We start from the raw sequence: 22,851 nt of genomic DNA on the forward strand, positions 1-22,851 counted from the left end.
TAGGCCCGTGTTAAAACCGCAGTGCAGCTACACGTTCCGGCAGTTTTGTAATGGTTTCCGCATCCACATTGGCAAAAGCAAAGCGCAGGAAATCCTGTTGACCTTCCCCGAAATACGCTCCCGGAATGGTGATAATCCCGCAGGTCTTTGCCAGTTTTTCTGACACAGCCGCAGATTCCACTCCTTTGAAGGGATGGCGGACAAAGGCGAAATAGGCGCCTACGGAAATGGCTTCCCAGCCTTCCATTTGCGCAATTGCACTACGCAAAGCCTGTGCCCGATGCGCAATTTCACGGCGGTTTTCATTACGCCATTCGGTCAGCGGTTCAATCGCCTGCGCAATGGCAGCTTGAGGCGGCAGCGGCGCACAAATCTGCAGATTGTCCATGATCTTGGCGATTTCTGAAATCACAGCCTCAGCCGCAATAATCGCACCAAGGCGGTGACCCGGAATACAGAAGGATTTGGAGAAGCTGTAGAGCTGGATCAGATAATCATTCCAGTCAGCCTCATCGAATAAATGATGCGGCACCGCATCGGCATCTTCGAGAAAATCGCGATAGGTCTCATCGAGAATCAACCATGTGCCATTGGCACGGCAAATTTCATAAATCTGCTTCAGCACGTCCGGTGAATAGACGGCGCCGGTCGGATTATTCGGCGTGACCAGCGCCAGCACTTTAATACCGGCATGCAGAACCTGTTTCAGTTCCTGCGGGTCAGGTACAAAACCATTTTGTGCACGACATGGCATCAGCTCCAGCTTGATACCGAGCATCGCCAGCGAAGTTTCATGGTTGAAATAGAGCGGATTGCTCAACATCACCGTATCACCGGCACCAGCCAGCGCCATCACGGCTGCGATAAAAGCCTGATTGCAACCGGCTGTAATCTGCACCTGCGCTGCATTGAGTTTGGCTTTGTAAAGCTGGCTCACATGCGCGGCATAGGCTTCACGCAGAGCCGGCAGACCTTCAATCGGCCCGTAATTGGCAAAAGCTTTGGAAGATGCCGCTTCGCCGGAAAAACGCAGCATTTCATCATGCGGCGGATAACCCGGTACGGCCTGCGACAAATCAATCAACGGCCCCAAAGCACCGTCATAGGCCTGCGCCCATGCTTTAACAGCAGGAATTGGCGGCAAAGATAAAGCAGAAACTGCCGGATTAATCCGCGGCGCAGCATTGTCACTCATAATAGGCTCCCAGATATTATGCATCCGGCAGCACCATCAGATATGCGCCGGATTTTACTCCTCTGGTCGGGATACCACATAGTAAGCACAAGCCAACATAAAAAGCGCAACGCCTGCGCCTAAATATAATCCGGGCTGAGCACTCCAGAGAAAAATCGCATAGCCGATCATCATACCGCCACAGGCAAATTTCTTGGCGCGGCGCGGAATCGCTCCGCGATCGCGCCACTTAATGACCAAAGGCCCGAATTGCGGGTGCGCCAGAATGCGCTTTTCCAGCTTGGGTGATGAGCGGGCAAAAAACCATGCTGCCAGAATAATGAAAATTGTCGTTGGCATCACCGGCAGAATTGCACCGATAATCCCTAATCCCAGCATCAGAAAACCGAGACACAGATAAAGAAAGCGTTGCGGGCCGGACAGAACAACCTCTTGAGCAGGCGTCTGCTCTTGCTGCACGCTCTCCGGTGTCGTGACCGGCTTGAGCTCAGGCCTGCTCTGGGAATGATCCGATGGAGGAAGCGACATAATACGATCCGATATAATCTTCTGTTCCGGCTTTTGCCTGCCAACGTTTGCTTGCCTACGTTTTCGGGCTGAGTTTGCACATTTTTCAGCAGCAAAACCATCCTCCCCGATTCTGCCTGCCGGTCTTATTGTGCATCCAAAAACGCCTGTATTAAGCTCTAAACCCAAAAGATGAGACAAGCAATCAGCTTTCAAAAACGTGATCACCGGCCAAAATCACAATTTCGCCACAATATTTACACCTTGGCGGAAAGCTTTTTAAACTTGGCCTGCAAACACAGATTGTACCGGCCGCCCCTTGGACTCAGTCTTGAATCCGAAAGTAAACATGTCCAGTTCTTGAAATGCGATCAGACGCAGAGTCATATTTTCATAAAAATAAATAATGGCAAATACATTTTCGATTCATAAAAGACAAACTTGAAAATATAAAAGTCTTAACTCATAATATATACTCAATATAACGAAATTTTACAGATTGTTAACCTAAAATTCAATCCAAAATATATTCCATTTGTGACCATTTCAGCGCCACATTTACATTGCAGTTGAGCGCCTGAACTTCTGTTACTTCAGATTATTGATAACGACAGACCGGATGACTGACTGCAATTTATCAGCATTCTGCGCCCGCGCTCTGACACAACCGTCGCGCCCGATATTTTGTACAATGATTGTACAACCTCCGGCTGCTGACACCGGTACGACCCATGACGACAATCCGCACCAAGCGCCTGCCTGCCCTCTTTGCATTTTCCGCCGCTGTCTTTTTAGTTTCTGCTTTTTCCAGCAGTCAGGCTGAAGCTGCTGCTGCCAATTGCGGCCGCGCCTCCTGGTATGCACTGACATCAAAAACCGCATCAGGTGAACGCATGAATCCGGCAGGTATGACTGCCGCACACCGCACCCTGCCGCTCGGCAGCAAAGTCCGTGTGACCAATCAGAACAACGGAAAATCGCTCGTGGTACGGATTAACGACCGCGGCCCATTCATCAAAGGCCGTGTTCTGGATCTTTCCAAAGGCGCAGCGCAGAAACTCGGTTTTGTCGGCGCAGGCCATACCAAGGTTTGCTACAACAAGCTGTAATCAACGCCGGAGCATTTCCTGTTCATCCTGACACACCGGAAATGCTCTGCCTGTTTGCTTTCACGCATTTCCGGTCGCAAACCGGTTTCCGCTTTTTCGGGAATATTAAAGGGGCAAAACTGCCCCTTAATGCTTGTTAACCATTTCTTAATAAACTCGGGTGCAGCGCGCCCCGCACAATTGACTCTTACCTGTTACCGATATTAACATTTCGTTAATAAGTAGCTGTGGCTGAGGCGTTGTGTATGTTCAGTTTTGTAAAATTTAAAAATCTGACACTGTCAGCCGCAGGCTTGGTAGCAAGTTTGGTATTGGCGCTTGGCTCATCAGCACTTGCAGCACAAACAGGCAGCCCGTTCATGGCAACCGGCGGTTTGACATCACAGCCAATCGGTCATTACGAATTCTGTAAACGACTGCCAGCCGAATGCAATGTTACTTCTGCGCAGACAGCGCCGGTCAAGCTCGATCAGGCAACATGGGCGAAAATTGTTCAGGTCAATATTGAAGTCAACGCGCTGATCCAGCCCATGACTGATATGGAAATCTACGGTGTAGAAGAATACTGGACCTATTCCACCACTGTCGGCGATTGTGAAGAATATGTCCTGCTCAAGCGTCGTGAACTGGCCAAAGCCGGTATTCCGCTCAGCTCATTGCTCATCACTGTTCTGCGTAAGCCGGACGGTGAAGGTCATGCGGTTCTGACCGTGCGCACTGATCGTGGTGATTTCATCCTCGATAATCTGACCGATGCCGTGAAAAACTGGCAGGAAACTGATTATACCTATCTGAAGCGTCAGGCTGCCAACCATACCGGTCGCTGGGTTTCCATTGAAACTCCAGGCAATCTGGTTGTCGGCGCTGTTAAATAAACCACTGCGTAATATAAACGGCCTGGTCAGGCACTAACCATTTCCGTCGATGTGCGATAGGAAACAGCCTCAGCCACATGTCTGCGCTCCACATGCGCCACCGCTTCAAGATCAGCCAGTGTACGAGCAACTTTCAAAACACGATGATAGGCACGCGCTGACAGTCGCAATTTCTCACTCACATCATAGAGCAATCTGCGTCCGTCATTGCTGACTGCGGCTACCTCCTCAAGAATATTGGGTGGACAGGCCGCATTGGTCATAATATGCGCCATACCTGATTGCCTGTAACGCGCCTGCTGGATTTGCCGCGCCTGCGCCACACGTTGTGCAACGGAAGCGCTGCTTTCTGCCTGCCCTGTTAAAATCAGATCAGAGGGTTTGAGAGCAGCCACATCCACCCGCAGATCAATACGATCCAGCAATGGCCCTGATATCCGCGCCTGATAATCGCTGCGACAACGCGGCCCCCGCGCACAAGTAAAGCCCGGTTCTCCCGCCATACCGCATTTGCACGGGTTCATCGCCGCTACCAGCTGAAACCGTGCCGGATAGCTGATGCGATGATTGGCACGGGCGATCATACATTCACCTGTTTCCAAGGGCTGACGCATCGAATCCAGCACCTGCGGAGAAAACTCCGGTAATTCATCAAGAAACAGCACCCCGTGATGAGCCATAGATATCTCGCCGGGCTTGGCTTTATGCCCGCCGCCAACCATTGCCGCCATTGATGCCGAATGATGCGGGCTGCGAAACGGCCGCCGGTCTGTGAGCCTGCCGCCGGATAACGTGCCGGAAACTGAGGCAATCATCGAGACATCAAGCATCTCCCGCGGCGACAAAGGCGGCAGAATACCGGGCAGACGCTGCGCCAGCATCGATTTACCCGAACCCGGAGGGCCGACAAACAGAAGATTATGATTACCCGCAGCAGCCACCTCCAGAGCGCGCTTAGCCGTCTCCTGCCCCTTCACATCCGCCAGATCAGGAAACATCTCCTGCCCCTCTGAAAAGCTCTGTATGGCCGGTTGCGGACGGGACAGCACCTGTGTACCGCGAAAATGATTAGCGAGCGCGATCAGACTACGCGGATTGAGGATCGGCATATCCGCATCAGCCCATGCAGCCTCCGCCCCGCAAGCCTGCGGGCAGATCAATCCGAGATCATGCATATTGGCGGTTATCGCTGCGGGCAGCACGCCGGCAACCGGCGCGATTGTGCCATCCAGAGCCAGCTCTCCCAGCACGACAAAGGATTGCAGGCAATCTTCCGGCAAAGCACCGACCGCCACCATCAGCCCCATGGCAATCGGCAGATCATAATGCGAGCCTTCTTTGGGCAAATCCGCCGGTGCCAGATTGATGGTCACTTTCTTCACCGGCATTGACAGACCGGAAGCATGAAGCGCCGCCTGCACCCGCTCACGGCTCTCAGCCACAGCCTTGTCCGGCAGGCCGACAATCGACATGCTCATCTTGCCCGGTGCAGCCATTACCTGCACATCAACAAGCTTGGCCTCTATGCCCTGAAAAGCAACTGTACTGACCCGTGCAATCATTTCATGCCCCCACCCGATACATCATTTTAAGCAGGGGAAATGCGCAACATCAACAAACAAAAACACCGGAACTGCAAATGAGTTTCCGGTGTTTTATTAATTATATCAATTAGTTATAAAGATGAAATTTAAGCGCGCTTGGCCTCAACCACATCCCAGAACAATTGTGCAATATCCGCACCGCCGAAGCGTTTAATCTCACGAATACCGGTCGGTGAGGTTACGTTGATTTCGGTCATATAGTCACCGATCACATCAATGCCGACGAGAATAAAGCCACGCTCTTTCAGCGATGGTCCGATGCGTGCGCAGATTTCTTTTTCACGTGGTGTCAGTTCTGTGGCTTCAGCACGGCCGCCGACATGCATGTTGGAGCGGGCATCGCTCTCCGCCGGTACGCGGTTGATTGCCCCCACCGGTTCACCATCAATCAGAATAATGCGCTTATCGCCGGAGCGTACATCTTTCAGATAACGCTGCGCGATGAACGGCTCGCGATACATCTGCTCGAACATTTCCAGCAGTGATGTCAGATTGCGGTCATCTGTCGTCAGATGGAACACGCCTGCGCCACCATTGCCGTAAAGCGGTTTGATGATGATATCGCCGAACTCTTTGCGGAATTTGAGCACTTCCTGCAAGTCTTTGGTAATCAGTGTTTCCGGCATCAGATCCGGAAATTCTGTGACAAAGATTTTCTCAGGGCTGTTACGCACCCATGCCGGATCATTCACCACCAATGTCTTCGGATGAATACGCTCCAGAAGATGCGTTGTGGTGATATAATTCATGTCAAAAGGCGGATCCTGACGCAGCAGGATAACGTCCATTTCCGACAAATCCGTATGCACGGCTTCACCAAGTGTGAAATGATCGCCTTCGATATCACGCACCTGCAACGGCTCCAGAGCCGCACTGACCACACCATCACGCATCGACAGGCGATCCGGTGTGTAATGATAAAGCTCATGGCCACGCTCTGCTGCCGCAAGGCACAAAGCAAAGCTGGTATCACCCGCGATACGAATGGAATTGATATGGTCCATCTGAACCGCAATTTTCAAAGCCATGGTGCCCTCTGTCTCATAATTTCAGTAACTGCTACGCATATTTAATACAAAATACCGGCCAGTAAAGGCCGGTATTTATAATGCTAACTACATTAATGTGATCAGGCTGCATTGCCTTCAACAATTATAACCTCACCATCGGCAACAGTCTGACGAATTACCACCGCTGCCTGATATTCCGGCGAATTATAACAATCCAGTGCATGCTGCATGCTTGGAAATTCAATGATGACGTTGCGCGCGCGGCCTTGTCCTTCTACCGCATGGGCAGCACCGCCACGGGCAATGAAATTGGCGCCGAAACGCTCAAAAGCGGGTTTGGCTGTGCTGATATAATCTTTGTAACGCTCAGCATCACGCACATCGACACGGGCAATCCAGTAAGCTTTCGTCATCATTTACTCCCATTCATGATTTTCACACAGCTGCAGCCATTTCTTCCAGAATACTCTGTGCCGCCGCTTTACGATCTGCAGCACCAACAATCGGACGCGCCACAACCAGATGGCTCGAACCGGCGCGAAGTGCATCTGCCGGTGTCATCACACGTTTCTGGTCTCCGGCTTCACTGCCCGCAGGACGGATACCCGGCGTGACAATCGCCATATCCGGCCCGACTATTTTACGGATAGCGGCCGACTCAGCGGCAGAGGCTACAATACCGCCCATACCTGCATCACGTGCCTGCTGTGCACGACGCAAGACCAGTTCTTCCGGCGACATAGTGTAACCGGCTTCCAGCATATCTGCCTGATCCATCGAGGTCAGCACAGTCACACCAAGCAGGCAGAGGTCTGAGCCTTTGGCAGCTTCCACAGCGGCACGCATCGCTTTTGGGTAGGCGTGCAGCGTCATCATGGTCACACCGCGCTTGGCGATATTTTCCACGCCCTTAGCGATTGTATTGTCGATATCGAGCAGTTTCACATCAAGAAAGACTTTTTTGCCCATTGAAAGCAGGCGTGAAGCAAAATCCAGACCGCCACCTTGCGCTGTCTGTGAGAAGACAAGCTGATAACCGATTTTATAGAACGAAACCGTATCGCCAAGTTCCTCAACGATCTTTTCCGCTGCAATTACATCCGGCACATCAAGGCCAACGATCAACCGGTCGCGCACGCTGCTCACATCCATCATCTTTCTCCGCACTTCATTCTGATCTGAAATTTATCCCTCATCGCACAACAAGCGCTGAGTGAAAAGATCAGATCTTGCTGATAAGGCTGCGACAGACACGGGCAAGGGTCTGCGCCGTGCGTTCATCGCGCAAAGCGCCGTCTTCATTGAATGCCTGATGGGCATGAGGAACAGAACATTGCTCGGAAATAATCTGGGTATTGAGCATCATCATAACCGAGCGCAGATGATACAGACCGCGCATACCGCCAAATCCGCCAGGTGACGAGGAGCACAGCGCCACTGTCAGATGCGATGTCGGCTGAAACGGCTTGCCACCATCCTCATGAATGCGGCTGATCCAATCCAGCGTGTTTTTCAGCAAAGGCGGGATTGAGGAATTATATTCAGGCGAAGCAATCAGCAGGCCTTTATGCGCCGCAAACAACCGTGCAAGCTTATAAGCATTTTCCGGAATGCCCTCTTCCGCTTCCAGATCCTGATCCATAATCGGCAACGGATAATCTTTGAGCGAAATATAGGTTACGTCTGCGCCCTGCCGCGTCAGTTCCTGCACGGCAGCTCCGGCAAGCTGACCGCTATAGGCATTTTTACGGGTGGATCCGGCAAAAACGAGAACTGAGGACATAGGGCTGATCCTTTCAATGGCGGCAAAACAAATAGTCAGAACATCACTATTTAGTGCCGCATATAAAAAAGCAACGCCGCATCAACATTCTGATACGGCGTTCTGTGCTGCATTTTACGGTTGGTCGTAATCTATACCAGAATCCGGCGATAAACCCACAGGCGCGCAGGCGGCAGGTTGCGCAGAATAAAATCAAAACCTTCGACACTATAGGCACCGCGCCCGACCGGCAGCGGTGAAACCGGCCCGTAAGAAATCTGCATCACCGGACGGCCGGCAGGAATACGGGTCAGCAAATCGCCAAGAAATGCCAGTCGTTTTTCCATCGGGAAATTGAGCAGCGGCACAGCGGAAATCACGCTGTCAAACTGCTGATCCCGCGCTTCACCGAGCACATTATCAAGATCAAAGGCATCGCCCTGCAGAAAGTTCACACCTGCATAAGTGCTCTGCAAATGGTGGAAAAACTCAGCCGAATATTCAACTGAATACAGGTTCTGCGGCTCAATTCCGCGCTCAAGAATGGCTTTGGTAATCACACCGGTGCCGGGCCCCAGTTCCAGAACCGGCAGCCCCGATGACGGGTTAACAATGCTGGCCATGCGACGTGCTGTAACACCACTTGTCGGCAGAATGGCACCGACAGCTTTCGGCTTATCGATCCAGCCTTTGAAGAAGCGGATCTCTTCATCGAATTTTTGTGCAAGTTTCTTTGGTATCAGCCCAGCCATCAAATACTCCCATATGTCGCCAGCAGACAAAGAATTGCCGCGTTTCGCGGCGGAAGCAAGGCAAAAACGGAGAGAGATGATATTTTTCTTTGTGAACCCCATAAAATAGGGCGCATAAAAAAAGCGGCATTTGCATGAAATACAAATGCCGCTCCGGTTATTTTCTGTAATAAAAGCGCTTAGAGCATAATTTTAAAGCTCTAATCGCGGATACCTTCAAAGAATTCTTTCATCCGCGAGAAAAAGCCGGTCGATTGCGGGCTGTTTTCCTTTGACGAAATCTGCTCAAACTCTTCGAGCAATTCACGCTGACGCTTGCTCAGATTCTGCGGTGTTTCAATCGCAATCTGGATATAGAGATCGCCCGTTGTCTGCTGGCGCAGCACCGGCATGCCCTTACCCTTGAGGCGGAACTGTTTGCTGTTCTGGGTGCCTTCCGGCACTTTCACACGGGTCTGCGTACCATCAAGCGTTGCCACTTCAAACTGACCGCCCAGTGCTGCTGTCGCCATTGAGATCGGCACTTTGCAATAAAGGTCTGATCCGTCGCGCTGGAAGAATTCATGCGGCTTGATCGACAAGAAAATATAAAGATCGCCGCTCGGTCCGCCGCGTGTACCGGCTTCACCTTCACCGGTAAGGCGAATGCGTGTGCCGTCTTCAATCCCTGCCGGAATATTGACCGACAGATTGCGTTCCTGACTGATACGTCCCGCACCGTCACATTTCGGGCACGGATCTTTAATCATCTGGCCACGGCCGTTACAGGTGTGACAGGTACGCTCCACAGAGAAAAAGCCCTGCGCCACGCGCACACGACCGGCGCCGCCGCAAGTTGTACAGGTAACCGGCTGTGTGCCTTTCTTGGCACCGGTCCCCGTGCATTCCTCACAGGAAATAGAACCCGGCACACTGATCTGTGCCGTTTTACCGGCATAAGCTTCTTCGAGCGTTACTTCCATATTATAGCGCAGATCGGCACCGCGCTCACGGCCGCCGGAGCGACGGTTGCGACCGCCACCCATAACATCGCCGAAAATATCCTCGAAAATATCCGCAAAGCCACCGGCACCAAAACCGCCGCCGCCAAAGCCACCAAATCCGCCGGCACCGCCGCCGCCATTTTCAAAGGCTGCATGACCGAAACGGTCATAGGCCGCACGTTTTTGCGGGTCTTTCAGCACGTCATAGGCTTCGCCCAGCTCAAGAAATTTGCGCTCTGCTTCCGCATCATTCGGATTGCGATCCGGATGATATTGCATTGCCAGTTTGCGATAAGCGGTCTTGATAACCTTATCATCCGCAGTTCTGACAACGCCGAGCGTTTCGTAGTAATCCACTTTCATAAACCATTCGTCCCGATGGCTGTTGTCTGATGATGCCGCCCCGATCAGAACATTTTCAGACAGTCATTGAAGGTTGTCGCAGCCCTAGAGCGTGTCGCGTTTAATCGTATCCACGGCTCTCGCTCTAACGGTTTGTTTTACGCATGTCTTAAACCCAAAACCGGTACCCACTTTTGGGAGACATGCTCTAGTTTTTAACAAACCAATATCCGGCGCTGACCTGTTCATCCCGTCCGGTTTATGTGGTGACACCGCAAACCGATGTCCAGAGACGGGTAAATTCATGTGCCCGGAATTTTGCATTTTGCCGTAAAAGACATGCAAAACCGCAGGCAACTGAATGGACAAAAGCCCGGCACTAAGCCGGGCTTTGCCTTTCAACCTGATAAATCAGGATTTCTTTTTGTCTTCGTCGATTTCTTCGAAATCGGCGTCAACAACATCGTCCTTATCAGCGCGGGCATCAGCAGCGTCTTCGCCACCTTCTTCAGCCTGTGCTGATTCATACATAGCCTGACCAAGCTTCATGGAAGCTTCAGCAAGGGTCTGTGTTTTCGCTTTGATGTCTTCCGCATCATCGCCTTCAACAGCGGTTTTCAGTGCAGCAAGAGCTGTTTCGATCGCAGCCTTGTCATCACCGGAAACTTTATCGCCATAGTCTTTCAGCGACTTCTCGGTCGAGTGGATCAGAGCTTCAGCCTGGTTCTTGGCTTCCACAGCTTCACGGCGTGCCTTATCGGCATCCGCATTGGCTTCCGCATCTTTGATCATCTTCTCAATATCAGCATCGGACAGACCGCCGGATGCCTGAATACGGATCTGATGTTCTTTACCGGTGCCTTTATCTTTCGCGGTCACGTTCACGATACCGTTCGCGTCGATGTCAAAAGTCACTTCAATCTGCGGTACGCCGCGTGGTGCAGGCGGAATGCCAACCAGATCAAACTGGCCGAGCATCTTGTTGTCTGCAGCCATTTCACGCTCGCCCTGCGAAACGCGGATCGTCACAGCCGACTGATTATCTTCAGCGGTCGAGAAGGTCTGCGATTTCTTGGTCGGAATGGTTGTGTTACGGTCGATCAGACGGGTGAACACACCACCAAGTGTTTCAATACCGAGCGACAGCGGTGTTACGTCGAGCAGCAGAACGTCTTTAACGTCACCCTGCAGAACACCGGCCTGAATAGCAGCACCCATCGCAACCACTTCATCAGGGTTCACACCCTTATGCGGTTCCTTGCCGAAGAAAGCTTTAACAACTTCCTGAATTTTCGGCATACGGGTCATACCACCGACCAGCACAACTTCACTGATTTCACCGGCTTTGAGGCCAGCGTCGCGCAGCGCAGCTTTACATGGTTCAATGGTGCGCTGAACCAGATCATCCACCAGGCTTTCAAACTTCGCACGCGACAGTTTGATGGCAAGGTGCTTAGGACCGGTTGCATCAGCGGTAATGAACGGCAGGTTGATTTCGGTCTGCTGAGCAGAAGACAGTTCGATCTTCGCTTTTTCAGCAGCTTCCTTGAGGCGCTGCAGAGCCAGCTTGTCGTTCTTCAGATCAATGCCCTGCTCTTTTTTGAATTCTGCTGCCAGATATTCAACCAGACGCATGTCAAAGTCTTCACCGCCGAGGAAAGTGTCACCATTGGTGGACTTAACTTCGAACACGCCATCGCCGATTTCGAGGATGGACACGTCGAATGTACCACCACCAAGGTCGTAAACAGCAATGGTTTTGGCTTCGCTCTTATCAAGACCATAGGCCAGAGCCGCAGCGGTCGGTTCGTTGATGATACGCAGAACTTCCAGACCGGCAATCTTACCGGCATCTTTGGTTGCCTGACGCTGAGCATCGTTGAAGTAAGCAGGAACTGTAATAACAGCCTGTGTTACATTTTCACCGAGATAGGATTCAGCGGTTTCCTTCATCTTCTGAAGGATCATCGCGGATACCTGCGAAGGCGAATATTTCTTACCATGGGTTTCTACCCATGCATCGCCATTGTCACCCTTAACGATCTTGTAAGGTACGAGATCTTTGTCTTTGGTGACCATTGGATCATCAAAGCGGCGGCCGATCAGGCGCTTAACAGCAAACAGTGTGCCTTCCGGATTGGTAACAGCCTGACGTTTCGCAGGCTGGCCAGCGAGACGTTCGTCACCATCGGTAAAAGCAATAATCGAAGGCGTTGTACGTGCACCTTCAGCATTCTCAATGACCTTCGCAGTCTTACCGTCCATAACGGCGACGCAGGAGTTGGTCGTTCCCAGATCGATACCAATTACTTTAGCCATATTTATTCTTCTCCATTCAGCGAACTGCCGGGACCTCTGCCGAGCATTCCATGTGGCAGCCCCTATCGGGTTTTTGACAAAACGAACCGGCTTTTAAACGCCTGATCGCCACGAGTCGAGGGGTATATAAGAAGGGGGGATTTTCACTGCAAGCCACAAGCCCGCGGTTGCGACAAAAATCCCGCATTTTGATGCGTTTTTTATCTGTTTTGAGCGATTTTGACGGTTTTTTCAGAATTTAAAAAATTATTACAGCACGAAGCATGCCGCACATCTTATCCAAAAACCGGTTTCCGCTTTTTAGGATGCGCTTTATGTCACTGCTTTTCGGCTGCTGCATAAATCCTGTCAATAACATGTTGGTTGGCTTTTGAGTTTTCAAGACTGAAAAGCACTTCTTTCTCTCCGCGGGCAAAGCGCACAAAAGCATCTGCCTGCAGGCTATATTGGTTGATATTGGAAAAAGTCCATTCCTGTGAAGCAGTGTGTGAACTGTCATACCATGTGACCCGTGCATGATCGTATTTTCCGGCGTTAAACGGTGCATGAACCGTAATCATCCCCTGATCGCCATGGAAAACCATCTGCTGACGCCCAGATAGCTGTGTTGCCACATAAAAACTCAGATCAAAAGCCGCGAAACGCGCCAGCACAGTTGCATAACGGTCGGTGCCGAAATCCGGATCGCGTTCAATACGGGCAAAAATCTCCTGCGGTTCCTGCCCCGCGACCATCCGCGTCACTACAGTCGGATAGACCCCGATATCCGGCAAGGCACCGCCGCCAAGTGCAACCTGATTGCGCATATTCGCCGGATCATTATTAAAATATGTGAAGCAACCCTGTACCATGCGCAAACGGCCGATCTGGCCGGAGGAGATCAGTTCACGCACCTTTGCCCATTGCGGATGATAATAGACCATGAAAGCTTCTGAAATCACCACCTGATGGCGATCACGCGCAGCGATCAGACGGTCAATCTCCTCCGCCTTCAAAGCGATTGGCTTTTCACAGAGCACATGTTTGCCCGCCTCTGCCGCTTTCAACGACCATTCAATATGCTGCGATGTCGGCAGCGGAATATAAACGCCGTCAATCTGATCGCTTGCCAGTAATTCTTCATAGGAGCCGAAGCTCAAAGGTGCGTTGAACCGGTCGGCCACAGCACGGGCACGCGCCGCATCACGGCTGGCAATGCCCTGAACCACACCGGTTTCGGATGCCGCGATTGCAGGAAGTACCTGCGTGATACCAATATTGGCGGTCGATAAAATACCCCAGCGGAACATAAGGATACCTTTCCGTTATGAATTGAGTGCGGTCATTTCAGGCCACGGAACAACCGTCACTTCCGGCCAGTTCTTCTGTGCCCGCAGACCTTTGACATGATGTGTTTCACGATTATCAGCCACCGGATTGGGTGTCATCCGAAGCGAGAAAATATCATCCAGACCGAAAGGCGCATAGAGTTTCAAGCTGCCATCCTGTTCAAGCCTTATGCCGACCGCATGGGTTTTCGAAGCAAAGCGGTCAATGCTGTTTTCACTGGAGCGCAAAGGCGGACAAACCAGTCCGAAATGCTTTTCATACCACAAATGCACCCGCGCCTGATTGCGGATTTCCACCGGCAAGGGCACAGCGGAAAACACCCCGTCACCTGTCTTGATGATCCGGTCTTCTGCCTCGTAGGATATGTCGGAAGCATCATAATAAAACAGGTCAATATCTTTGATAGCATGGGTTTCCGGCCTGCCGGTCAGCACATTCCACACCAGATTATAGAGCGCGCCGGATACAATATACCAGTCCGGCAGGTTCAGCTGCTGTGCGCGGCTCAGCACATCCTTCAGAAGCGGGCTGTTTCGGATAATATCCAGAAAAATATCTTGCTGCTCCTGTGCGGGCAGTCCGGAAAAACGCAAATGGGACATAGGATTTCCGACGGTTATAATTTGAAAAAATCAATAAAAGCACGAAGCGCCGGACGCATGTTACGCCGGTTCGGATAATAAATATACATGCCCGGAAATTGCTGTGTCCAGTCCGGCAAAACCTCTGTCAGCGCACCTTTCTGTATGTATTCTTGCACATAAGGTTCCAGCAGCGAAACCAGCCCTGCACCATCCAGTGCCGCCTGCAACAACAGGTGATTATCATCCAGTATCAGCGGGCCGCTCAGCTTGACATCCAGCCGGTGCCCCTGTTTTTCAAACTCCCAGTGATAAAGACTGCCGGAAGAAAACCGCTTGAGAATACAGCGATGTGTCATCAGATCCCGCGGATGCAGCGGTGTGCCATGGCGCTCAAGATAGGCCGGAGAACCGACTACCGGACTGCGCAATGCCTGTCCGAGCGGCACCGCAATCATATCTTTCTCAAGACTTTCTCCCAAGCGGATACCGGCATCAAAACCGGCAGCGACAATATCCACAAACTGATCTTCAATGTGGATATCCAGCACCACATCCGGAAAGGCCTCACCGAATGCCTGAAATTTCGGTGCCAGAAACAGATGCGCGGCAGAGCGTGGCGTGCTGATCCGCACCGTTCCGGCAGGTCTGGCACGCATATCCTGCACGGCCAGCAATGCGGCATTGATCCCACCCAGCGCCGGTGAAAGCTCCCCCAGCAAACGCTGCCCCGCCTCTGTCAGATGCACGGAACGGGTAGTGCGTGAAAGCAGCGTAATGCCAAGATCAGCCTCAAGCTGGGCAACAGCCTGACTGACGGCTGAGGGTGCAATAGCCAGTTCTTTTGCCGCCGCACGAAAACTGCCATGATCGGCAACTGTGGCAAAAACCGCCAATTGGGAGAGCTGAGAGCGTTTCATTGATCTGTTTTACAGAACAGGGCGTAAAAATAAAACCGGATTATCGAACAATCAAAACAAACATATGTTTTCGTCACCGGATGAAATAAGGAAAATCACCATGAAAATGCGCAAACTCGGCTCTGAACTGACGGTCTCGGCTCTTGGTCTTGGCTGCATGGGTATGAGCCATGCCTATGGCGGGCAGGATGAGGCAGAAGCCATTCGCACTCTGCATCATGCGGTGGACAGCGGCGTGACATTCTTTGACACGGCAGAAGTCTACGGGCCTTTTGAAAATGAAAAACTGGTTGGCAAGGCACTGAAACCGCATCGCGATAAAGTGACTATTGCCACGAAATTCGGCTTTAAAATTGAAGGCGGCACATCAAATGGTGTGAACAGCCATCCCGATCATATCCGCGCTGTGGCAGAAGCCTCCTTACAACGCCTTGGTATTGAGGTGATTGATCTGTTTTACCAGCACCGCGTTGATCCGGCAGTGCCGATTGAAGATGTGGTCGGTACATTGAAAGACCTGATTGCTGAAGGAAAAATCCGCACCATAGGCCTGTCTGAAGCGGGGCCTGAAACGCTGCGCCGCGCCCATGCAGTACACCCGATAGCTGCATTACAAAGCGAGTATTCGCTCTGGGTGCGCGATCCGGAAACCACAGTGCTACCGGTCTGTCGTGAGCTGGGCATCGGCTTTGTGCCTTACAGCCCGCTTGGCCGTGGTATGCTGGCAGGCAGTGTCCGCACACAGGCTGATCTGGCAGAGAATGATTTTCGCAAAACCCTGCCACGCTTCCAGCCGGAAAATCTCGCTGCCAATAATGCACAGATTGATCTGATCGAACAGATTGCAGCCGGTAAACAGGTCACCCCGGCACAGCTGGCGCTGGCATGGGTGCTCAATCAGGCAGAATTTATCGTGCCGATCCCCGGCACCCGTAAAATCAGCCGTCTCAATGAGAATATCAAAGCTGCAGAGATTGATCTCTCGGCTGAGGAGTTAAAACAGATCGGCGCTATCATCACGCCCGATCAGGTATCAGGCAAACGCTACACGGATGCTTCGCTGGCCATGACGGGTCTTTAAACAAAATGACGCTGTTTCAACGGATGAAACAGCGTCACTCAATCACACCCCCATCACAGACGGCGCAATGAACGGGGTGCCAGTGTCAGCAATGCTGCCAGTGCCATGCCAAAACCAACCCAGAGCGGGGCATGCAGGCCGGAGCCGTTTTCCAGCGCCAAACCACCTGCCCAGGGGCCAAAGCTCAGGCCGATATTAATCACCGAGGCATGCATGGCATTAACCAGTGCACCGGGATGGGCAATGCGCATGATACGGGCAACCAGCGGAGGATTAAGCGCAATCCCCGTCAGACCGATCAGAACAACAGAAAGAAGTGCCGCCGGTTTTGATTCTGCGAAACACGCAAAAATCAGCATTGCAACAACCATGACCGCGATACCGCCAATCAGAAGCGGCATCGTATAGCGATCAGCAAAACGACCGTTCAGAAAATTACCTGCAATATTGGCAATACCATAGAGGGCAAGCAGAAACGGCATAAGATGAACCGGAAACTGTGCCAGATCAGTCATAATCGGGGAGAAATAGCTGTAAAAAGCAAAGGACGAGCCGATTGCCAATGCGCTGGTGGCATAAGCTGCCCAGAGAGCAGGGTTGCGCATATCCTGAAGCTCAGTCTGCAATGTTGCCGAGTGACCCGCAGGGCTTTTCTCAATTTTCAGCGCAACAGTCAAAGCGCAGAATAATATCACCAGCACAATCAGCCAGAAGCTGACGCGCCAGCCAAACAGGCTGTCTATCCATGTTGCCAGTGGCACGCCCAATGCTGTCGCCAGCATCAGCCCTGCAAACACCAGCGACACGGCACGCCCCCGCATATTGGCAGCAACCAGACGCGCAGTGATTGCCAGCATCAGGCCAAATCCTGCCGCAGCTGCAATACCGGTGAGCACACGGGCAATCATCATCACCTCAAAACTTGAGGTCGAGGCTGCAACGCTTTGAGCAATGGCATAGAAGATCAGGAGACCAAGCAATCCGTTTTTATGTTCAACACGCAAAGCCAGAAACAGCAGCGTCACCACCGGCCCGCCAAACACCATACCCAAGGCATAGAGGGAAATCAGATTGCCGATATCGGCAATAGACCGGCCAAAGGCCTGCTGCAGCGACGGCAACAGACCGGAAATCATCAATTCGGATGTTGTTAAAGCAAAAACACCCAGCGATAAGCAATAAACAACCAGCGGAATTGCTGGTTTATGCGCTTCAGAACGCGTAATCGTGTTAACAGCAATATTAGTCATTCGCTCCGCGGGCAGCGCGGAATCGCAAATATCAGTCATCGTGAATCTCATTATGTAGTGATGATTACATAATTCATAGCAACTTGAATGCTGCGGTCAAGTGAATTATATAAGACATACTAAAGAAAGGTATGAAATGGCTTTACGCGGCAGACCGCGCAGCTTTGATCGCGAAGATGCGCTGGACAGAGTTATGAAAGTTTTCTGGGAAAAAGGCTATGAATGCGCCCAGATTAACGACTTTACTGCGGCTATTGGCATTACCCCGCCGAGTTTTTATGCCGCTTTTGGCTCCAAGGAGCAGGCCTTCCGTGAGGCGGTGGATCATTACACCGCAACAATCGGCGGAGCGCCTCTGGTTGCGCTGGATAAAGCGGAGACGATTCAGCAGGGCATCCGCGCCATGCTGGAAACTCATGCGGATAAAACCTATGCTTGTTCTGCAGGCGGCTGCATGGTCAGCGTCAGCAGCATCCAGTGCAAACCGGAAAACAAACAGGTCAAAGAATTTCTCAAAACCATTCGTCAAACGGCTTTTGAGCGGATTTTCGCCCGCTGTGAGCGCGCGCTGAAAGACGGCGACCTGCCGCAAGGCACAGACCTGACGCAGATGGCAGAATTCTACCATGCCATGTTGCAGAGCCTGTCCTATGAAGCCCGTGACGGCGGCAGCCGCGAGTCTGTGCAAAGCATTATTGAAATGGCTATGCGCGCCATGCCGGAGCGTGTAACAGTACCGGCCTGACAAACGGGACATCAGAAGAAATGATGAAAACCTATAGTGGCGGCTGTCTGTGTGGCTCCATCCGTTTTGAAGCGCAAAGTGATCCCTTAAAGCTCAAGCCCCATGGTTGCTGCTGCAAGAACTGTCAGCAACATACCGGTTCACTCACAGCCGTGTGGGTGGAGTTTGCGGCTCAGGCCGTGCGCTGGACAGGGGAAGGCGGCGAGCCTGCCACATATCGCTCCTCCCATTATTCCAAACGCGCTTTTTGCCCTGCTTGTGGCAGCTCTGTCGGAGCGATTGATGATGAACCGGTTGTGGCGCTGCTGCTCGGCTGTTTCGACGATAATAATCAGCCGGAATTCGCACCGGAATATACGTCTTTTGAAGATATGAAGCCCGACTGGTGGCATCCGGAACGCCGATAGAACTACAATGACCAGCCAGACAATCGCCTCCGTCCTCATCCATGTCAGTGATGTTGCTACAGCCTTGCAATGGTATCAGCGGGCTTTTCCGCAGGTTGTAGCCTGCCGACTAGATGAGTTTGATTTCAACTATCTCAAAATCGGTTCTGTTGATCTGGAGATCGTGCCTGCGGATGAAAAAGTGGCCTCAGGTACTGCCGGTTCAGTCGTCTATTGGCAGGTGGAGGATTTCGATCAGGCTGTCGCGCATATGCTTTCAGTCGGCGGAGTTCTCTATCGCGGCCCGTTAAATATTCAGGACGGATTGCGCATGTGCCAGATCCGCGATCCGTGGGGCAATTGCATAGGCCTTCGTGGCTAAATACAAAACTATAAAAAACCCGCCGGAATGGCGGGTTTTTTTGTTTTCAATATTAGCTAAATCAGCCGCGCCCGGATTAACCTCGCAATGTGCCGCCGGTCTGCTTGGTAACAGCTTCGACGATCCGCCTGGCTACGCCTTCCAGATCTTCATCGGTCAGTGTGCGGTCAAGCGGCTGCAACACCACTTCCACAGCCACAGACTTCTTGCCCTCACCCAGCGATGCGCCGGTGAAAATGTCAAACACCTGTGCACCGGCTATCAGCTTTTTCTCGGCGGAATTCACTGCACGGACAATCGCTGCTGCATCAACAGCGCTGTCGACAACAAAAGCAAAGTCACGCTTCACGCTCTGGAACTGCGACAGTGTCAGCGCTGGCTTGGTGGCACCGGATTTTTGTTTTGGCTCAGGAATCGCATCGATAAACACTTCAAAGCCGCACAGAGCGCCCGAAACATCGAGCAGTTCCAGTGCATCCGGATGGAACTCACCGAAAGTACCGAGCACCACTTTAGGACCGAGTTTCAGCGTGCCGGAACGACCCGGATGATACCATGACGGACCACCGGCTTCGATCTGAATACGGTCAACCGGCGCACCGCAGGCTTCAAGAACCGCCAGCGCATCCGCTTTCGCATCAAACACGCCAACATTTTGCGCATTGCCCGACCAGAAACGACCTGCACCTTCAACACCGGCTGTACCGCGACGGATACCGCCAGCCACACGGCGCTGATCTTCCGGCTTGTCGCCTTCATAGGTGCCCGACACTTCGAACAGCGCCAGATCAGCAAAACCGCGATCCGCATTACGCTGGGCTGCGGACAACAGACCCGGCAGCAGCGAAGGGCGCATATCCGACATATCGGATGCAATCGGATTTGCCAGCTTCAATTCCGGTTTGCCGCCGCCGAAAGCTTTGGCCTGTGCTTCCGAAATGAAGGAATAGGTCACCGCTTCCATCATGCCGCGTGTTGCCAGAATACGCTTGGCAAGGCGGGTACGGATCTGCAGCGTGGTCAGGATTTTTGTGTTTACACTGCCCATATTTGGCAGCGGCTGCGGTTCAATCTGATTGATGCCGTGAATACGCATCACTTCTTCAACCAGATCAGCCTTGCCTTCCACATCGCCGCGCCATGACGGTACCTTTACCTGAAGCACAGCCTTGCCGTCACCTTCAACAGCAAAGCCGAGGCGTGCCAGAATATCTGCAGATTCCTGATAGGAGACTTCAATACCGGTCAGGCGTTTGACTTCCGATACCGGAAATTCAATCGCGCGCGGGCTGTATGGCGTATAGCCGACAGTTTCTGTTTCGGTTGGCTCACCGCCGCAGAAGTCCAGCACCAGTTTCGTTGCCAGTTCAACACCGGATTCCATCATTTCCGGATCAACGCCGCGTTCAAAACGATAGCGTGCATCGGTGATGATACCCAGCTCACGACCGGTACGCGCAATCATACGCGCATCCCAGAGCGCGGATTCAATCAGCACATCCGTGGTGTTTTCATCGCAACCGGAATGTTCACCGCCCATGATACCGGCAATGGATTCCACGCCTTTTTCATCAGCAATCACATAATGATTTGCAGACAACTTATATTCGCGCTGATCGAGTGCCAGCACGGTTTCGCCTTCCTTGGCGGCGCGAACAGTCAGATTGCCCTGCACTTTGGCAGCATCAAACACATGCAGCGGACGGCCATAATCGAAGGTCACATAATTGGTAATATCCACCAGTGCATTGATCGGGCGCAGACCGATTGCTGTGAGGCGCTGCTGCAGCCATTTCGGGCTCGGGCCGTTTTTAACGCCCTTTACCAGACGCAGCGAGAAACCATTACAGAACGGCTTGTCAGCATCCTGATCGAGAATAACCTTAACCGGCGTTGCGCCTGCACCTTTAACCGGTGCAATCACATCACCTTTCAGCTTGCCGAGACCGGCTGCTGCCAGATCGCGGGCAATACCATGCACACCGGTGCAATCCGCACGGTTTGGTGTGAGGCCGATTTCGATGACCGGATCATCAATGCCCATATAGGTCGCAAAGCTCATGCCTACCGGCGCATCTTCCGGCAGATCGATAATGCCGTTATGCTCATCAGACAGTTCCAGCTCGCGCTCGGAACACATCATGCCGAAGCTCTCAACACCGCGGATTTTGCCGACAGACAAAGTAACATCGAGACCCGGCACATAATCACCAGGCTTACCAAGGACGCCCACCAGACCGGCGCGGGCATTCGGTGCACCGCACACGACCTGTACCGGCTGCCCCTCACCGGTATCAACGGTGAGAACGCGCAGCTTATCTGCATCCGGATGCTGAACGGCTGTCAGCACTTTGGCGATTTTGAATGTTTTGAAGGCCGCACGGTCATCAACCCCGTCCACTTCCAGACCGATATCTGTCAGCTTTTCGAGAATTTCTTCCAGCGTGGCGTCGGTTTCAAGGTGATCCTTGAGCCAGGAAAGCGTGAATTTCATCTGTTTATACCTTCCTGTATTTACGCGCTCAGACCGCCGAACAATGTCGGCAGATCAAGCGGGCGGAAACCATAGTGATTGAGCCAGCGCACATCCGCATCAAAGAAAGCGCGCAGATCAGGCATGCCATATTTCAGCATCGCGATACGGTCGATTCCCATGCCCCATGCAAAGCCCTGATAGACATCCGGATCATAGCCCGCATTGCGCAGCACATTCGGGTGCACCATGCCGCAGCCGAGAATTTCCAGCCAGTCATTGCCTTCGCCGAATTTCACATTGCCACCGGAACGGTCGCACTGAATGTCAACTTCCATCGACGGCTCAGTGAAAGGGAAGAAGCTCGGACGCAGACGCATCTTGACCGAAGGCACTTCAAAGAACGCCTTGCAGAACTCTTCCAGCACCCATTTGATATTGGCAACATTCGAGGATTTATCGACAACCAGACCTTCCACCTGATGGAACATCGGTGAGTGGGTGGCATCGGAATCCATACGATAGGTCTTGCCCGGAATAACGATACGGATCGGCTCATCGCGACCCTGCGTCTCACGCAGTTTCGCAAAGCGCTCCATCGTATGTACCTGTACCGGCGAAGTATGGGTGCGCAGCAGCTTGCGCTCACCATTTTCATCCGGCTGGAAGAAGAATGTATCGTGCATTTCACGCGCCGGATGACCTTCAGGGAAGTTCAGCGCCGTGAAATTGTAATAGTCGGTTTCAATGTCCGAACCTTCGGCAATAGAGAAACCCATATCGGCAAAAATTGCCGTAATCTCATCAATCACCTGAGAAATCGGGTGAATACGACCGCGCGATGCAGCGGAAGGGCGCACAGGCAAGGTCACATCGACCTTCTCGCGCTCCAGTTTCTCAGCAATTGCGATTTTACGCAGCTCGGCTTTACGTGACGTCAACGCATCCGTAACACGGTTTTTCAGACCATTAATGGCCGGCCCCTGTGTCTGGCGCTCTTCAGGGCTCATTGCGCCCAGCGATTTCAGCTTTTCTGAAACCGAACCTTTTTTGCCGAGAACGGCAACACGCACGGCCTCAATCGCCTGTTCATCACCGGCAGCGGCAATCTCTGCCAAAATGCCCTGTTCGAGTTGTTCAAGATCGCTCATTATTCAGATCCTTGATAATTGTGCCGTGCAACAACATCTGTTTTTCTCGCATGAAACAATGCGTAAGCCGCTTCTGCTCCATCCGGTATCGTTTT

Annotated in this window: 21 protein-coding genes and 1 pseudogene; 6 read left to right on the forward strand and 16 right to left on the reverse strand. The window is 52.2% G+C overall.

The features are described 5' to 3' along the window. Positions 1–10: 10 nt before the first annotated feature. Both JNC80_RS03430 and JNC80_RS03435 read right to left on the reverse strand, forming a co-directional pair. Entirely contained in the window at positions 11–1,195 is a 1,185-nt protein-coding gene (locus tag JNC80_RS03430) for an aminotransferase (RefSeq protein WP_376709508.1), read from the reverse strand. Between the two features lie 54 nt (positions 1,196–1,249). Further along, positions 1,250–1,723 (reverse strand): YbaN family protein, encoded by a 474-nt coding sequence (locus JNC80_RS03435; protein ID WP_376709509.1) that lies wholly within the window; start codon positions 1,721–1,723, stop codon positions 1,250–1,252. Between the two features lie 800 nt (positions 1,724–2,523). On the opposite strand from JNC80_RS03435, the pseudogene JNC80_RS03440 reads away from it, so the two are divergent. Next, a pseudogene (locus JNC80_RS03440) lies at positions 2,524–2,811 on the forward strand (septal ring lytic transglycosylase RlpA family protein); the annotation flags it as partial. A gap of 245 nt (positions 2,812–3,056) precedes the next feature. Continuing rightward, positions 3,057–3,686: a transglutaminase-like cysteine peptidase gene (locus tag JNC80_RS03445; protein ID WP_116088675.1), complete on the forward strand. Its 630-nt coding sequence runs from the start codon at positions 3,057–3,059 to the stop codon at positions 3,684–3,686. A gap of 26 nt (positions 3,687–3,712) precedes the next feature. Here JNC80_RS03445 and JNC80_RS03450 read toward each other — a convergent pair whose 3' ends face one another. From JNC80_RS03450 to JNC80_RS03500, 11 genes are all read right to left on the reverse strand, one after another. Next, positions 3,713–5,248, reverse strand: a complete 1,536-nt coding sequence (locus JNC80_RS03450; protein WP_376709510.1) for a YifB family Mg chelatase-like AAA ATPase — start codon at positions 5,246–5,248, stop codon at positions 3,713–3,715. 128 nt (positions 5,249–5,376) lie between these two features. After that, positions 5,377–6,318 (reverse strand): glutathione synthase, encoded by a 942-nt coding sequence (gene gshB / locus JNC80_RS03455; protein WP_376709511.1) that lies wholly within the window; start codon positions 6,316–6,318, stop codon positions 5,377–5,379. Positions 6,319–6,419: 101 nt separating this feature from the next. Continuing rightward, positions 6,420–6,713 (reverse strand): DUF1330 domain-containing protein, encoded by a 294-nt coding sequence (locus JNC80_RS03460; protein WP_121992300.1) that lies wholly within the window; start codon positions 6,711–6,713, stop codon positions 6,420–6,422. A 22-nt stretch (positions 6,714–6,735) separates the two neighbouring features. Then, complete coding sequence (gene pyrF, locus JNC80_RS03465) at positions 6,736–7,455, reverse strand: orotidine-5'-phosphate decarboxylase (protein WP_376709512.1); 720 nt, start codon at positions 7,453–7,455, stop codon at positions 6,736–6,738. Positions 7,456–7,522: 67 nt separating this feature from the next. Further along, entirely contained in the window at positions 7,523–8,083 is a 561-nt protein-coding gene (locus JNC80_RS03470) for an NADPH-dependent FMN reductase (protein WP_022710327.1), read from the reverse strand. A 131-nt stretch (positions 8,084–8,214) separates the two neighbouring features. Then, entirely contained in the window at positions 8,215–8,814 is a 600-nt protein-coding gene (gene pmtA / locus JNC80_RS03475) for a phospholipid N-methyltransferase PmtA (protein ID WP_028233481.1), read from the reverse strand. Between the two features lie 200 nt (positions 8,815–9,014). After that, a complete protein-coding gene (gene dnaJ / locus JNC80_RS03480) occupies positions 9,015–10,160 on the reverse strand; it encodes a molecular chaperone DnaJ (protein ID WP_376709513.1) in 1,146 nt (381 codons plus the stop codon). 390 nt (positions 10,161–10,550) lie between these two features. Beyond that, complete coding sequence (gene dnaK / locus JNC80_RS03485; protein ID WP_022709398.1) at positions 10,551–12,458, reverse strand: molecular chaperone DnaK; 1,908 nt, start codon at positions 12,456–12,458, stop codon at positions 10,551–10,553. A 317-nt stretch (positions 12,459–12,775) separates the two neighbouring features. After that, entirely contained in the window at positions 12,776–13,747 is a 972-nt protein-coding gene (locus JNC80_RS03490) for a Gfo/Idh/MocA family protein (protein ID WP_376709514.1), read from the reverse strand. A 15-nt stretch (positions 13,748–13,762) separates the two neighbouring features. Then, complete coding sequence (locus tag JNC80_RS03495; RefSeq protein WP_151158809.1) at positions 13,763–14,389, reverse strand: nucleotidyltransferase family protein; 627 nt, start codon at positions 14,387–14,389, stop codon at positions 13,763–13,765. Positions 14,390–14,403: 14 nt separating this feature from the next. Continuing rightward, a complete protein-coding gene (locus tag JNC80_RS03500; RefSeq protein ID WP_376709515.1) occupies positions 14,404–15,288 on the reverse strand; it encodes a LysR family transcriptional regulator in 885 nt (294 codons plus the stop codon). 100 nt (positions 15,289–15,388) lie between these two features. Between JNC80_RS03500 and JNC80_RS03505 the strand changes: the two genes are divergently transcribed. Further along, positions 15,389–16,369 (forward strand): aldo/keto reductase, encoded by a 981-nt coding sequence (locus tag JNC80_RS03505; protein WP_376709516.1) that lies wholly within the window; start codon positions 15,389–15,391, stop codon positions 16,367–16,369. 53 nt (positions 16,370–16,422) lie between these two features. Here JNC80_RS03505 and JNC80_RS03510 read toward each other — a convergent pair whose 3' ends face one another. Then, positions 16,423–17,619, reverse strand: coding sequence for an MFS transporter (locus tag JNC80_RS03510; protein WP_245257276.1), 1,197 nt, complete (start codon positions 17,617–17,619; stop codon positions 16,423–16,425). A gap of 136 nt (positions 17,620–17,755) precedes the next feature. Here JNC80_RS03510 and JNC80_RS03515 point away from each other — a divergent pair, with 136 nt between their 5' ends. Genes JNC80_RS03515 through JNC80_RS03525 form a run of 3 tightly spaced genes read left to right on the forward strand, consistent with a single transcriptional unit; the run spans position 17,756 to position 19,132 of the window. After that, on the forward strand, positions 17,756–18,364 hold the full coding sequence (locus tag JNC80_RS03515; protein WP_022709392.1) for a TetR/AcrR family transcriptional regulator: 609 nt from the start codon (positions 17,756–17,758) through the stop codon (positions 18,362–18,364). A 20-nt stretch (positions 18,365–18,384) separates the two neighbouring features. After that, complete coding sequence (locus JNC80_RS03520) at positions 18,385–18,771, forward strand: GFA family protein (RefSeq protein ID WP_075653950.1); 387 nt, start codon at positions 18,385–18,387, stop codon at positions 18,769–18,771. Between the two features lie 7 nt (positions 18,772–18,778). After that, positions 18,779–19,132 carry a VOC family protein gene (locus JNC80_RS03525; RefSeq protein WP_376709517.1) on the forward strand — a complete coding sequence of 118 codons (354 nt, stop codon included), beginning with the start codon at positions 18,779–18,781 and terminating at the stop codon, positions 19,130–19,132. Positions 19,133–19,208: 76 nt separating this feature from the next. Here the strand turns inward: JNC80_RS03525 and pheT are convergent, their stop codons facing one another. Both pheT and pheS read right to left on the reverse strand, forming a co-directional pair. Further along, entirely contained in the window at positions 19,209–21,626 is a 2,418-nt protein-coding gene (gene pheT / locus JNC80_RS03530) for a phenylalanine--tRNA ligase subunit beta (RefSeq protein ID WP_376709518.1), read from the reverse strand. 20 nt (positions 21,627–21,646) lie between these two features. After that, a complete protein-coding gene (gene pheS / locus JNC80_RS03535; protein WP_376709519.1) occupies positions 21,647–22,756 on the reverse strand; it encodes a phenylalanine--tRNA ligase subunit alpha in 1,110 nt (369 codons plus the stop codon). Positions 22,757–22,851: the final 95 nt, after the last annotated feature.

The organism is Pseudochrobactrum lubricantis (assembly GCF_041929865.1).
GTDB lineage: Bacteria > Pseudomonadota > Alphaproteobacteria > Rhizobiales > Rhizobiaceae > Pseudochrobactrum > Pseudochrobactrum saccharolyticum.

Coding starts and splice junctions, on each gene's coding strand:
- JNC80_RS03430 (WP_376709508.1), bottom strand. CDS start 1,195: ATGAGTGACAATGCTGCGCCGCGGATTAATCCGGCAGTTTCTGCTTTA.
- JNC80_RS03435 (WP_376709509.1), bottom strand. CDS start 1,723: ATGTCGCTTCCTCCATCGGATCATTCCCAGAGCAGGCCTGAGCTCAAG.
- JNC80_RS03445 (WP_116088675.1), top strand. CDS start 3,057: ATGTTCAGTTTTGTAAAATTTAAAAATCTGACACTGTCAGCCGCAGGC.
- JNC80_RS03450 (WP_376709510.1), bottom strand. CDS start 5,248: ATGATTGCACGGGTCAGTACAGTTGCTTTTCAGGGCATAGAGGCCAAG.
- gshB (WP_376709511.1), bottom strand. CDS start 6,318: ATGGCTTTGAAAATTGCGGTTCAGATGGACCATATCAATTCCATTCGT.
- JNC80_RS03460 (WP_121992300.1), bottom strand. CDS start 6,713: ATGACGAAAGCTTACTGGATTGCCCGTGTCGATGTGCGTGATGCTGAG.
- pyrF (WP_376709512.1), bottom strand. CDS start 7,455: ATGATGGATGTGAGCAGCGTGCGCGACCGGTTGATCGTTGGCCTTGAT.
- JNC80_RS03470 (WP_022710327.1), bottom strand. CDS start 8,083: ATGTCCTCAGTTCTCGTTTTTGCCGGATCCACCCGTAAAAATGCCTAT.
- pmtA (WP_028233481.1), bottom strand. CDS start 8,814: ATGGCTGGGCTGATACCAAAGAAACTTGCACAAAAATTCGATGAAGAG.
- dnaJ (WP_376709513.1), bottom strand. CDS start 10,160: ATGAAAGTGGATTACTACGAAACGCTCGGCGTTGTCAGAACTGCGGAT.
- dnaK (WP_022709398.1), bottom strand. CDS start 12,458: ATGGCTAAAGTAATTGGTATCGATCTGGGAACGACCAACTCCTGCGTC.
- JNC80_RS03490 (WP_376709514.1), bottom strand. CDS start 13,747: ATGTTCCGCTGGGGTATTTTATCGACCGCCAATATTGGTATCACGCAG.
- JNC80_RS03495 (WP_151158809.1), bottom strand. CDS start 14,389: ATGTCCCATTTGCGTTTTTCCGGACTGCCCGCACAGGAGCAGCAAGAT.
- JNC80_RS03500 (WP_376709515.1), bottom strand. CDS start 15,288: ATGAAACGCTCTCAGCTCTCCCAATTGGCGGTTTTTGCCACAGTTGCC.
- JNC80_RS03505 (WP_376709516.1), top strand. CDS start 15,389: ATGAAAATGCGCAAACTCGGCTCTGAACTGACGGTCTCGGCTCTTGGT.
- JNC80_RS03510 (WP_245257276.1), bottom strand. CDS start 17,619: ATGACTAATATTGCTGTTAACACGATTACGCGTTCTGAAGCGCATAAA.
- JNC80_RS03515 (WP_022709392.1), top strand. CDS start 17,756: ATGGCTTTACGCGGCAGACCGCGCAGCTTTGATCGCGAAGATGCGCTG.
- JNC80_RS03520 (WP_075653950.1), top strand. CDS start 18,385: ATGATGAAAACCTATAGTGGCGGCTGTCTGTGTGGCTCCATCCGTTTT.
- JNC80_RS03525 (WP_376709517.1), top strand. CDS start 18,779: ATGACCAGCCAGACAATCGCCTCCGTCCTCATCCATGTCAGTGATGTT.
- pheT (WP_376709518.1), bottom strand. CDS start 21,626: ATGAAATTCACGCTTTCCTGGCTCAAGGATCACCTTGAAACCGACGCC.
- pheS (WP_376709519.1), bottom strand. CDS start 22,756: ATGAGCGATCTTGAACAACTCGAACAGGGCATTTTGGCAGAGATTGCC.